This is a genomic window from Nocardia thraciensis, from assembly GCF_054782435.1.
This window is the reverse complement of sequence record NZ_BAAGSM010000028.1, coordinates 80,828-93,115: the sequence shown is the minus strand read 5'-3', so window position 1 is coordinate 93,115 and position 12,288 is coordinate 80,828. Positions and strand designations below refer to the sequence as shown.

Genomic DNA, 12,288 nt, shown 5'->3' with positions numbered 1-12,288 from the left:
CGAGACATCTTGATCAGCGAGCTTCGGGAATTCGGTCAGGGGTGGCGATGCTGAACTCGTCCTCGGCGGGCGCCGGGGCCTGCCCGTCGACATGAGGGCGCAGCGGAGCATCGTCCATACAACTCGGACGGAACCGGCCCGGGAAAGTCATCGGTCGACCCGGCCATGGCACGCTGGAGCGGGTGTGGTTGGTACTGGCCGGGCTCGGCGCGGCGGTCGTGATCGGCGGATGGCTGCCGCTGGTGGACGCGGTGGATATCGAGATGACCCAGGCGGGCCCGATCCTGGCCTTCCTGATCGCTACCACGGTGCTGGCCGAATTATCCGATGCCGCCGGTGTTTTCGATGTGGCCGCGGCCGCGTGCGCGCGGCTGGCGCATGGCTCCACCGTGGCGCTGTTCGGGCTGGTGGCGATGCTGTCCACGGTCGTCACCGTGGTGATGGGCCTCGACACCACGGCCGTGCTGCTGACCCCCGTGGTGCTCGCGGTCACCGAAGCCGTCGGGGTCGCGGCGCTCCCGTTCGCGATGCTGGTGGTGTGGCTGGCCAATACGGCGAGCCTGCTGCTGCCGGTGTCGAACCTGACCAACCTGCTCGCGGTGCAGCACACCGGCGTCTCGACGATCGGTTTCGCCGGGCGCATGGCGCTGCCCGCGCTCGCGGCCGTCCTGATCACCGTCGCCTATCTCGGCGTACTGTTTCGGCGCCACCTCACCGGCCGCTACCAGGCTCCCCCCGCCGCGCCGCCGCCGGACCGTCCGCGTTTCATCGTCTGCACCGTCGCATGCGGTGCCTTCGCGGCGGCGGTTGCCCTCGGCGCCGTACCGTGGGTGGCCGCCACCGCCGCGGCCGCCGTCGCGGCGGTCCCCTTCGCGCTCCGGGATCGAAAGCGATTGCGGTGGTCGCTGATTCCGTGGCGTCCGGTCGTGGCCGTCGCCGGGCTGCTACTGGTGGTGGGCGCGCTCGGCAGGCACGGCCTGGCCGCGATGCTCAGCGGTTGGCTCGGGCAGTCGGAGCTGCGGGCCGTGGCGGTCGCCGCCGCGATGAGCAACCTCGTCAACAATCTGCCCGCGTACACCGCGATTCAATCCGCGGTGCCGCCGGGCGATCAGGGCCGGTTGGCCGCCGTCCTGATCGGCGTGAACAGCGGGCCGCTCGTCACGATGTGGGGATCGCTGGCGACCCTGCTGTGGGCGCAGCGCTGCCGCGCCCGCGGCGTGCCGATCGCGCCGCTGCGATTCGCGGCCGTGGGTCTGGGCGGCGCTCCCCTGGTACTGCTGGGTGCGTGGGCGGCACTGCACTGGTCCTGACGCGCGAGGTCGCCGCGGAGCGCGCGAAACGCGTTGGCCCAGTACCGAACCTGTCGTCGAGGCGATGGGCGCATGACCGCGCGATCGCGGCGGACCTGATTCACTCGGGACATGAACATTTCGGCGCACCTCGAGGATATCGGTCTCCCGCTGGTCGAGCAGCAACTCGCGCACCCCACGGTCGCCGGGATCGCCCGCGGCGACCTGCCGGAGCCGGTCTTCCGGTCGTGGCTGGAGCAGGACTACCTGTTCCTGCTGGACTATGTGCGGGTCTTCACGCGGCTGGCGTGGCAGGCGCCCGCGGCGCACCTGGGCGACCTGGTGGATCTGGCGCACGCCACGTACCACGACGAGCTGTCGCTGCACCGCTCGCTGGCCGCCGAATTCGACGCCGACCTCGACGGCGCCGCGAAAGGCGCGCCGTGCGTCGCGTATACGAGCTTCCTCCTCGATTCGGCCGCCTCCTACGCCGACGGCCTCGCGGCGCTGTACCCGTGCATGTGGGGCTACTCCACGCTCGGCGCCGTGCTGGCGCGGACGATGCCCGAGGACCCGCGGTACCGACGCTGGGTGCAGACCTACGCCGACCCGGAGTTCGCCGCCCTCACGCGCCGCTGCGCCCAGATGCTCGACGAGGCCGCCGTCGACCCCGCCCGCGCCGAAGGGCTGTTCCTGGAAGGTATGCGGCACGAGCTGGCGTTCTGGGATATTCCCTAGACCGCCGGATCGCTCATTCCCAGGCCGAGGTGTTCGATGTGGTAGACGGCCTCGTCGAGCAGCATCGCGACGTGGTTGTCGTAGAGGGTGTAGATCATGCTGCGGCCATGGCGGGTCGCGGTGACCAGGCCCATCGCGCGCAGCAGCCGCAGTTGGTGGGAGACCGCCGACTGCTCCATCTCCACCGCCTCCACCAGGTCGCCGACCGAGCACGCGCCGTGCCGTAGCCGCGTGAGGATGCGCAGGCGGCTCGGCGTGGCCAGCGCCTGCAGCGTGGCCGCGACGGTGGCGGCCGAGTCGGCATCCAGCTGTGCCGGCGGCGTTGTCCTGCCCTGGACTCCATGTCCCACAGCGGCTACTGTACCCCGTGATTACATGAAGACGTCTTCATGTATTCCTGTATAGTGGCTCGGAGAAATGGAGTTCGGCATGACCGCGTCCCTCGTCGATCGTCCTGTGCGCGGCGGCGCGCACCCGGGCCGCACCCGAGTCCTGGCTCTGCCGGAAGTGCGATGGGCCGTCGCGGCGACCGCCCTGTTCGTCGCCGGACTCCTCGCGCAGTGGGCCGCGGCTCCGCCCTGGCTGTGGTGGGCGGCGTATCTGGCCTGCTATCTCACCGGCGGGTGGGAACCGGCGCTGGCGGGCCTGCGAGCCTTGCGGAACAAGACCCTCGACGTGGACCTGCTGATGATCGTCGCCGCCCTCGGGGCCGCCGCGATCGGGCAGGTGTTCGACGGCGCACTGCTGATCGTCATCTTCGCGACATCGGGCGCGCTGGAGGCGGTGCTGACCCAGCGCACCGCCGACTCCGTGCGCAGCCTGCTCGACCTCGCGCCCGAACGCGCGACGGTGCTCGACGACGCGGGGCGGGAGCGGGTCGTCGACGCGGCCGATCTCACGCCGGGCACGGTGCTCGTGGTGCGGCCCGGGGAACGGATCGGCGCCGACGGCACGGTCGAATCCGGCGACAGCGATGTCGATCAGGCATCCATCACCGGGGAGCCGCTGCCGGTGCCGAAGCTGCCGGGCGACGAGGTGTTCGCGGGCACCTTCAACGGCACCGGGGTGCTGCGGGTACGGGTTGAGCGCGCCGCGTCGGACACCGTCGTGGCCCGCATCGTCGCCATGGTCGAGCAGGCCTCGGCGACCAAGGCCGGGGCGCAGCTGTTCATCGAGAAGGTCGAGCAGTGGTATTCCGCCGCCGTCGTCGTCGCGACCCTGGCGGTTCTGTTCGCACCCTTGGCATTCGGTGCAAACCTGCACGCGGCGCTGCTGCGGGCCATGACCTTCATGATCGTCGCCTCGCCGTGCGCGGTCGTCCTGGCCACCATGCCGCCGCTGCTGGCCGCCATGGCCACCGCCGGGCGGCACGGCGTGCTGGTCAAGTCGGCGGTCGTGATGGAACAGCTCGGCGCGGTCACCGCCGTCGCCTTCGACAAGACGGGCACGCTCACCCGCGGCGAGCCGCACCTGTCCGGCGTGCATCCGCTCGGCGACACCGCCGCCGACCGGATCCTCGCCCTGGCCGCCGCGGCCGAGCATGCCAGCGAGCACCCCGTCGCCCGCGCCGTCGCGGCGGCGGCGCGGCGGCGCGGCCTGGACGTCCCTTCCGCGAGCGAGTTCGAGTCGATGCCCGGCCGCGGGATCCGCGCGATCGTCGACGGCCACGAGATTCGCCTCGGCCGCCCCGCACGCGCGCCGGAATCCGACTGCGACCCGTTGCGCACTCGTCGGGACAGGAACTCCGCGCACGGCGCGCTGGAAGCCCTCATCGCCGCGGCGGAGTCTCGCGGCGAGACCGCGATCGTGGTGTCGGTGGACGGCGAACCGGCCGGGGTGCTCGCCGTCGCCGATCGGCTGCGCCCGGGCGCCGAAACCACGGTGGCGGCGCTGACCCGGCTGACCGGGACGCCACCGGTACTGCTGACCGGCGACAACGCTAGTGCCGCAACCGAACTCGGGAAACAGGTCGGGATCGCCGACATCCGGGCGGGCCTGCTCCCCGAGGACAAGGTCGCGGCCGTCTCCGACCTCGAGAGCGAAGGTCATCGCGTCGCCCTCGTCGGCGACGGAGTCAACGACGCGCCCGCCCTCGCCGCCGCGCACACCGGAATCGCCATGGGCCGCAGCGGATCCGACCTCGCCCTGGAGACCGCGGACACGGTGATCGTCCGCGACGACCTCGCCACCATCCCGGCGGTGATCGCGCTGTCGCGCCGGGCGAAACGCGTCGTCGTGGCCAATCTCGTGATCGCCGGGAGCTTCATCACGGTGCTCGTCGCGTGGGACCTCGCCGGACATCTGCCACTCCCGGTGGGCGTCGCGGGGCACGAGGGGTCCACGGTCATCGTCGGCCTCAACGGGATGCGACTGCTGGCATCTCGCGCCTGGGCGCACGACGGGCGGTGAACGCGGATCCGCGATCGGGCGGAGCCGATCGTGGCGGATCTGGTGGCGGACAGCTGATTCGGGTCTGGTGGCGGACAGCTGATTCGGGCGCGGGTCAGCCGTCGGCGAGAATCCGGGCGGCGGCCTCCAGGCCCTCGGCCGTGCCGACGGCCACCAGCACGTCGCCTGCGGTGAAGGTGAAGTCGGGGCCCGGCGACGGGATGGCGTGCCCGCAGCGCACCACCGCGACGATGGACGTCGTCGTGCGCGTACGCATCCTGGTCTCCCCCAGCGGCTGCCCGGCATAGGGGGAGCCGTCGCGCACCGGGAGTTCGCGAGTCGTCACCCCGTCCAGCTCGCTGTGCTCCTCCCGCAGCTGCGCCACCAACTGCGGTGCGCCGAGCAGATTGGCCAGCACGGTGGCCTCCCGCGCGGACAGCGGGATCTGCTCGGTCGCGTCCGGATTGCCGGGCTTGCTGACGATGAGGTCGATCGTGCCGTCCTTGTGGTCGATCACCCCCACCCGCCGCCGCGCGTTCCCCAGCGAGAACTCCTTGCGCACCCCGATGCCCGGGAGCGGGGTCACCTCAACGTTCACCATTTCACCATAGCCACGCGGGGCACGCCGGAAACCTGGTCGACGGTTCGCGCGGCAGCCGATGCGCGCGGACGTACCGACGCGCCGGAACGCTCGCGCTGGGCAATAATGGAACACGTTTCAATCGAGGAGGAGAGAACCATGGCCATCGTCCACTCGATCCCGGCCGCCGACGGTCGCCGCCGACTCACCCTGGACAGTCCGGTGGATCGGCGGCGCATCGACGAGATCGACGTCGCCACGGCGGCCGAGGTGGACGAGGCCGTCGCGCGAGCGCGTGCGGCGCAGGAGAATTGGGGCGCGCGCGGCGTGGGCGAGCGCGCCGACATCCTGCGCAGGGCGGTGGATGTGCTCGTCGCGCGCCGCGCGGAGATCATGGACACGGTGCAGGCCGAGACCGGCAAACCACGGGTGGAGGCGATGGCGGTGGAGATCGTGCCGTCCTGCGATTTCCTCACCTACTGGACCGGGCGCGCCCGCCGCGATCTGCGCCCGGAGCGCCGCAGGCTGCACGGCTACATCCGGCCGCTGAAGAAGCTGTACGTCAACTACCAGCCGCTGGGCGTGGTCGGTGTGATCACGCCGTGGAACGGGCCGTTCGTCCTGTCGCTCAACCCCGTCGTCCAGGCCCTGCTCGCCGGAAACACCGTGCTGCTCAAGCCCTCCGAGGTGACGCCACGCTCCGGTGAATGGGTGGTGCGGGTCCTGCGCGAGGCCGGCGTCCCCGACGACGTGGTCCAGGTGCTGCACGGCGACGGCGAAACCGGCGCCGCGCTGGTGGAGGCGGATATCGACAAGGTGTGCTTCACCGGCAGCGTGGGCACCGGCCGCAAGATCGCCGCCGCGTGTGCGCAGCGGCTGCGGCCGTACACGCTGGAACTGGGCGGCAAGGACGCCATGATCGTCTGCGCCGACGCCGATCTCGAGCGCGCCGCCGCGGGGGCGGTGTATCTGTCCATGTTCAACACCGGGCAGGTGTGCATGAGCGTAGAGCGGATCTACGTGGTCGACAGCGTCGCCGACGAGTTCGTCCGGCTGGTGTCCCGGCGTGCCGCGGAGATCACCTACGGCCCCGGCGGTGACGCCGATATGGGCCCGCTGTTCTGGGATCACCAGGTCGACGTCGTGACCCGACACGTGAACGACGCCAAGGACAAGGGCGCCGATGTGGTTGTCGGCGGCGCGCCCGCCGCGGGCGACGGCCTGTATTTCCAACCCACCGTCGTCCTCGACGCCACCCACGATATGGACGTGATGACCGAGGAGACGTTCGGGCCGGTGGCGGCGGTCATGCGGGTGCGCGACGAGGAGGAGGCCATTCGACTGGCCAACGACAGCCGCTACGGCCTCAGCGGCTCGGTCTTCACCAAGGATCCCGCCAAGGCCCGCCGCATCGCCGCCCGGATGGCCACCGGATCCGTCGTCCACAACGACGCCGCCGTCATCTACGGGGTGCCCGAGGCGCCGTTCGGCGGCCGCAAGAACAGCGGCGTCGGCCACGTCAACGGCACCGACGCGTTGCGCGGGTTCACCCACGCCCAGCCGATCCTCGTCGACCGGTGGCAGGCGAAGGCCGAGAGCCTCTGGTATCCCTACTCGGACAAGACGATTCGCAACCTCGAGGCGGTGGTCCGGTACGGCTTCGGCAACCGTCTCCTGCGCCGATTCCTGTCGTGAGCGACGACCGGAGCCGGACTATTCCGTTGCACATGTGTGTGCGATTGTTCTTGCATTCGGAATTACAATTGGCCGGTTCGTGGGTATTCGAGGAGATTGGTTCGATCGGCGAGGTTCGACGTGCAATATGCCGTCGTCTCCGGATATGCTCTGCCGCACACAGTTTCCCCGGCCGAACTGCCTGTTTCTCCGGTTCACAGGCAGGTTGGTTTTCCGACCGCGGTGACCGTGTTTTCGCTGCAGTAATCGCGTGTATCTGGAATTTGCTGGGAGGCAACGGTAGTGACGCAAGTGCGGAGCAGCGTTTCCCGTATCGTGAATGCGCCGCGGGCAGAGGTCTGGGCGGCGGTGTCGGATCCGAGCCGTATGGCCGAGTGGGTCCCGACGCACGACCACTGGATCGGACGTACCCCGCCCTCGCTCGAGGCCGGGGCCAAGGTCCGGGCTCAGGTCACGATGTTCAGCATGGTCGGGACGATCGAGATGACCGTCGCCGACTGCCGCGCCCCGAAGACGTTGCAGCTCACCGGCGTCGGCATCGCGGGCACCCACCTGACCTACACGCTGACACTCAGCAGCGAGGATGCCGCGGAGTCGCTGGTGACCCTGGAGACCTGTCTCGACGGCGCGGCCCTGCGCCATGCGGACGCCTCGATCATCGAACACGCGACGACCATGGAAGCCAAGCGCAGCCTGCGTCGGCTCGCGGACGGGTTCGCCGTCTCCTCACACCCGTGAGTGCGTAGGTTGGGTGTGTGTCGACCGATCTGATAGTCCATATGCTGCGCCTGTCGGACCTCCGGGCAGCCGACGGGTCCATCTCGAGCGCGTCCCTGAAGTCCGAAGGTTTCCTGCGGTGCGCCCCCGACGAGGCGACGATGCTGCACATCGCGAACACGTCCCACCGGGACGAGGACGAACCGATGGTGGCGCTGCTGCTGGATCCGTCGAAGCTCGGCGTAGCCGTGCGCTACGAGACGTCGGTGGACGGCGATCTGCCGCGCGTCCACGGACCGATCGAGCGCTCGGCGATCGTCGAAACCCGATACGCGCGCAGGGATGTCACCGGCGCGTACGTCTCGCTCGACCGTCGCTCGCAGCTGGTCGACGCGCTGGATCTGCTGCCGCATCCCGAGGGCGGATGGTTCCGCGAAACCTGGCGCAGCGCACACACGTTCACCCCCGCGGGCTATCCTGGCGCCCGCGCGGCGGGCACCGCGATCTATTACCTGCTCGGGCCCGGCGAGCAGTCCGTGTGGCATCGCGTGCGATCCGACGAGATCTGGCTGTGGCACACCGGTCTCCCGCTCGCCCTGACCCTCGGCGGCGACGGGCCGCGGCCGGACGCCACCGAGCGACACATCCTCGGCGGCGACGTGCTCTCCGGACAGATACCGCAACTGCTGGTCCCGGCGGGCTGGTGGCAGAGCGCCGTGCCACTGGCCGGGGACGCAGACGAGGTCCTCGTCAGCTGCCTCGTCTCCCCCGGCTTCGATTTCGCCGATTTCGACCCGCCGGACGCGGCGTCCTAGGTCACCGGGACCGCGCGGTCCGCGTACGCGTCGCTGCGGAGGCGGCGCAGCTCCGGGAACGGCATGGTGAACCGGCCGACATTCCCGAGCGGGACACCGCCGCGGCGAATTCCTCGTAGAGACGAGCCTTGCCGCCTGTCGTTGCCGAGCAACCGCCCGATTTCTCGATATTGCCGGAACGCCGCGAAATGCCGACCCGGCACTCTTTCCAGCACCCTGATCTGTTCGGACAGGATTCGCAGTATTTCCGCGGAGCGGTCCGGACAGTGGTGCAGGATTCGGCAGCTACCGGATCGTCCGCCGCCGCCAGCGCCTGCGTCGCCGCATCGCGATTCTGTGCCGAGAGGAGCGATCTTTCAGTTGTCTGCCAGAATTCGGTAGGCTCGGAACCGACTACGACCGGCGCAGACGCCAGGCGGTGCGGATCCGGCGGCGGCACCGGAACGAGAAAACCTCCGACCGGAGTCGGAGGTTTATCTGTAACTCTGAGTTACAGATACTGCAGATCCGATGGATGCTCGGCCACTGCGCCACAGACTACATGAGAGGGAGTTGCTTGTCCCGCCGCGTGAGGTCCGCGCGGTCACCGGACAAAGTGGACGGACATTCCGGCCCGTGGTAGGAGGAATGTCGTGTCTCGGCTTCTTCTCGTTCACCTCGCACGGCGCCTTGTTCATCCGGTGCATGTGGTCACCGCACCGGCCCGCCGCGCGATCCGGTGAAGCGGGCAGAGCCGCGTGTGGCCGATGCGGCCATCGACACGCCGAGCCCCGCAATACCCTCGGCCGATCCACGCACCGGCGCCGCTTACCGTTCGGATCTGGACGGCCTGCGCGGGGTGGCGATTGCGCTGGTCGTGGTCTTCCATATCTGGCTCGGCCGGGTCTCCGGCGGCGTCGACGTGTTCCTGGTGCTGTCCGGGTTCTTCTTCACCGGCCTGCTGCTGCGCCGTGCCGAGGGCTCCGGGTCGGTCGGGGTGTGGTTCACGGTGCGCCGCACGGGAAGAAGGTTGCTCCCGGCGATGGCCGTCGTCCTCGCGACCGTGGTGGCCGCGACGGTGGCCCTGCGTCCCTACACGCAGTGGTCCGACGTCGCGGCGCAGACGCTGGCGTCGCTGTTGTACTACCAGAACTGGGCGCTGGCGCTCACCTGGTCGGACTACCTCGCCGCCGATCGTCGGTCAGCCCGCTGCAGCATCTGTGGTCGATGTCGGTGCAGGGCCAGTTCTATCTGGCCGCCCTCCTCGTCGTCGCGACACTGGCGTGGACATGTCGTGCGCTGCATCGCGTTTCGGCATTGCGCCCACTGCTGGGCGTGGTGGCGACCGCGCTGGCGGTGTGGTCGTTCGGGTACGCGGCCGAGGGCGCCGCGACCCAGCAGGGGTGGAACTACTACGACAGCCTGGCCCGCGCCTGGGAGCTCCTGGCCGGTGCCGGGCTCGCGCTCGCGGCGCCGTATCTGTCGCCGCCACGGCTGCTGCGGGCGCTGCTGGCGGCGCTGGGCGCGGTCGGTGTGGTCGCGTGCGGGTGGCTGATCGTCAACGGCGCCAACAGATTCCCGGGGCCTGCGGCCCTGCTGCCGGTTGGGGCGGCGGCAGCGGTGATCGTGGCCGGTGCGAATCTGCCCGCGGCGGCGCGGCCGTGGCCGAACCGGGTGCTGTCCACACGGTTCGCGCGGTGGCTCGGCGACCTCGCCTATCCGCTCTACCTGTGGCACTGGCCGATTCTGATCTTATACCTCGTCGACACCGGACGCCCGCGCGCCGACCTGCTCGGCGGTATAGCCGTCATCGCCCTGTCGGCGCCGCTGGCGTGGGCGACGCACCGGTGGATCGAACAACCCCTGCGGATGGGCCGCACCGGCGCGGTTCCGTCGGCGGCGTATCGGCGCGCGGTCGGGGCAACCGTGGTCGTCACCACCGCCACGGTGATCGGTGTGAGCGGTGCGTGGCAGGTCGCCGTCGCGCACGTCAATCCACCGCGCTCGGTCGACGCACTGAACGAGAGGCTGTATCGGGGCGCCGAAGCGCTCGCCTCGGGCGCGCCGTCTCCCGATGCGCGGATGCGGCCGACGGTGTTCGAGGCGGCCGCCGACATCCCGCCCCCGACCGTCGACGGCTGCATCGCCGACTGGGACACCCGCGACGTGATCACCTGCACCTACGGTGATCCCGTGGGTCCGCGAACCCTTGCGCTGGTCGGCAACTCACACGCCGAGCATTGGCTGCCCGCCCTGCAGGTGCTGGCCGACGAATACCGGTTCCGTATCCAGGTCTACCTGAAAATGGGCTGCCCGCTGACCCTTTCCGACGAGGTGACCTACAAGGGCGAGCCCATCCCCGACTGCCGCGACTGGTCCCGCGAGGTGATCGACCGCCTCCACCTCGACCGTCCGGACTGGGTCTTCACCACCGGCACCCGGCCGCGCGACGAGGTCGGCGACGAGATCCCGGCCGACTACATCGATGTGTGGTCCGCCCTCGCCGACCGCGGCCTCAATGTCGTCGCGATCCGCGACACACCGTGGCTGCGGCGCGACGGCGTCCGCTACAGCGCACCGGATTGTCTGGCCGGCGGCGGCGACCGGATCGGCTGCGGGATGCGACGCGAAGACGCGCTGGACCCGGTGAATCCCGAGATCGAACCGGCGTCGCGGTTCCCGAACGTCTTTCCCGTCGACCTCTCCGACGCTGTCTGCGAACCGCAGATCTGTCCCGTGGCCGCGGGAAACATCCTCATCTACCATGACGAGCACCACTTCACCGCCAGCTACTCACGATCGCTGGCGGGGCCACTCGGCCGCGAACTGGGCCCGCTGCTGAACTGGTGGTAGTTCCGTCGGGCGACGATCGGATCACACCGGCCGCCAATCCTGGTGCGCGCCATACGATGCCGGTAGGTTATCGAATCGTGACTCCCCGGCAGAACGGTCGCCGCGGCGACAGCGCGCGCAGGCGCGGCCGAGCACGCACCCTCGCGTCGGCGGCGGTCCTCGCGTTTGTCGTCGCCGCGGTTTCCTACGCCTCCGTCGAACCCGCCTCCCCGGTCGCGATCATGGCCGAGCCCACGCCCGCCGCTCCCGACACGCCGGCACGGATCCGCTACGGCGACGCCGCGGACACCTTCGGAGATCTCTACCTGCCCAACGGAACCGGGCCGCACCCGGTCGTGGTGCTCATCCACGGCGGCGGGTGGTCGCAACACCGCACCCTCGCCGGATTCGCGCGGCACTCGAGACAGCTGGCCGAACACGGTGTGGCCGTGTGGAATATCGAATACCGCCGGGTCAACGGCGCCGGTGGCTGGCCGACCACCCTGACCGACGTCGACGACGCCGTCACCGCCCTGGCTACCACCGTCCAGCGGCGCAGCGGCAACCGGCTGGATCTGGGACAGGTCCACCTGGCCGGGCATTCCTCCGGCGGCCAACTCGCGGCATGGGCCGCGGCCCGGCGCAGCGCGCCGGCGCCACCCGCCACATCCGCGTCGACGTTGCGTATCCGCAGCGCCACGCTGCTGGCCGCGGTGCTGGACATGCGGTTCGCGGTCGCCAACGGCCGCGACGCCTATGTCCGCGGACTCCTCGGCGGCGGCCCCGACGACGTGCCCGACCGCTACCGCACGGCATCCCCCATCGCCAACCTCCCCACCGGTGTCCACGTCACCGCCGTGCACGGCGACAGCGACAGCGTCGTCGCCCTCGAGCAGAGCCGCCGCTACATCGCCGCGGCCGAGCGCGCCGGGCTCGCCGCCGATCTGCGGATCCTGCCCGGCACCGGGCACGCGGAATTCGTCGACGCCGATTCCGCGGCGTGGACCGCCGCCCGGGCCACGATCGTCAACCACGTCGCCACGGCCCTGCGCTGAGTCGCGGCGCACGCCTGCCGGACGGCCACCTCCGATCGGTCGATGCCCAGCACGTGCCCGTCACCGATCCGGGCGGCGATCGCTCGCGCCGCCGCACCCGGGCCGCAGCCTATCTCCAACACCCGCATCCCCGGCCGCAACGGCAGCGCATCGACAATTCCCGCAGTCGCGCGGACAACCCAGACGCCATACGAACCTCC

Annotated in this window: 10 protein-coding genes and 2 pseudogenes; 9 read left to right on the top strand and 3 right to left on the bottom strand. The window is 70.4% G+C overall.

Annotated features, from left to right (window positions below; genetic code table 11):
• Positions 1-182 precede the first annotated feature (182 nt).
• Together ACYVLQ_RS18945 and ACYVLQ_RS18940 are read left to right on the top strand one after the other, a co-directional pair.
• The gene (locus ACYVLQ_RS18945) at positions 183-1,310 is read left to right on the top strand and encodes an ArsB/NhaD family transporter (protein ID WP_460698813.1); all 1,128 of its coding nucleotides are present in this window, start codon (positions 183-185) and stop codon (positions 1,308-1,310) included.
• A 111-nt stretch (positions 1,311-1,421) separates the two neighbouring features.
• On the top strand, positions 1,422-2,027 hold the full coding sequence (locus tag ACYVLQ_RS18940; RefSeq protein WP_460698812.1) for a TenA family protein: 606 nt from the start codon (positions 1,422-1,424) through the stop codon (positions 2,025-2,027).
• On the opposite strand, the gene ACYVLQ_RS18935 is transcribed toward ACYVLQ_RS18940, so the two are convergent.
• Positions 2,024-2,377: an ArsR/SmtB family transcription factor gene (locus ACYVLQ_RS18935; RefSeq protein WP_460698811.1), complete on the bottom strand. Its 354-nt coding sequence runs from the start codon at positions 2,375-2,377 to the stop codon at positions 2,024-2,026. The genes ACYVLQ_RS18940 and ACYVLQ_RS18935 overlap by 4 nt on opposite strands.
• 79 nt (positions 2,378-2,456) lie before the next feature.
• Here ACYVLQ_RS18935 and ACYVLQ_RS18930 point away from each other — a divergent pair, with 79 nt between their 5' ends.
• Positions 2,457-4,436 (top strand): heavy metal translocating P-type ATPase, encoded by a 1,980-nt coding sequence (locus tag ACYVLQ_RS18930; RefSeq protein ID WP_460698810.1) that lies wholly within the window; start codon positions 2,457-2,459, stop codon positions 4,434-4,436.
• 94 nt (positions 4,437-4,530) lie between these two features.
• Here the strand turns inward: ACYVLQ_RS18930 and ACYVLQ_RS18925 are convergent, their stop codons facing one another.
• Positions 4,531-5,013, bottom strand: a complete 483-nt coding sequence (locus tag ACYVLQ_RS18925) for a cation:proton antiporter regulatory subunit (protein ID WP_460698809.1) — start codon at positions 5,011-5,013, stop codon at positions 4,531-4,533.
• Positions 5,014-5,154: 141 nt separating this feature from the next.
• Here ACYVLQ_RS18925 and ACYVLQ_RS18920 point away from each other — a divergent pair, with 141 nt between their 5' ends.
• The 6 genes and pseudogenes from ACYVLQ_RS18920 (at position 5,155) to ACYVLQ_RS18895 (ending at position 12,088) form a co-directional block, all read left to right on the top strand.
• Entirely contained in the window at positions 5,155-6,690 is a 1,536-nt protein-coding gene (locus ACYVLQ_RS18920) for an aldehyde dehydrogenase family protein (RefSeq protein WP_460698808.1), read from the top strand.
• A gap of 282 nt (positions 6,691-6,972) precedes the next feature.
• Positions 6,973-7,428, top strand: coding sequence for a type II toxin-antitoxin system Rv0910 family toxin (locus ACYVLQ_RS18915; protein WP_460698807.1), 456 nt, complete (start codon positions 6,973-6,975; stop codon positions 7,426-7,428).
• 41 nt (positions 7,429-7,469) lie between these two features.
• A pseudogene (locus ACYVLQ_RS18910) lies at positions 7,470-7,718 on the top strand (DUF952 domain-containing protein); the annotation flags it as partial.
• 72 nt (positions 7,719-7,790) lie between these two features.
• Positions 7,791-8,222: a cupin domain-containing protein gene (locus ACYVLQ_RS18905; protein WP_460698949.1), complete on the top strand. Its 432-nt coding sequence runs from the start codon at positions 7,791-7,793 to the stop codon at positions 8,220-8,222.
• A 1,206-nt stretch (positions 8,223-9,428) separates the two neighbouring features.
• A complete protein-coding gene (locus ACYVLQ_RS18900) occupies positions 9,429-11,054 on the top strand; it encodes an acyltransferase family protein (protein WP_460698806.1) in 1,626 nt (541 codons plus the stop codon).
• A 77-nt stretch (positions 11,055-11,131) separates the two neighbouring features.
• Entirely contained in the window at positions 11,132-12,088 is a 957-nt protein-coding gene (locus ACYVLQ_RS18895) for an alpha/beta hydrolase family protein (protein WP_460698805.1), read from the top strand.
• On the opposite strand, the pseudogene ACYVLQ_RS18890 reads toward ACYVLQ_RS18895, so the two are convergent.
• Positions 12,079-12,216: pseudogene (locus ACYVLQ_RS18890) on the bottom strand (methyltransferase domain-containing protein); the annotation flags it as partial. The gene ACYVLQ_RS18895 and the pseudogene ACYVLQ_RS18890 overlap by 10 nt on opposite strands.
• Positions 12,217-12,288 lie beyond the last annotated feature (72 nt).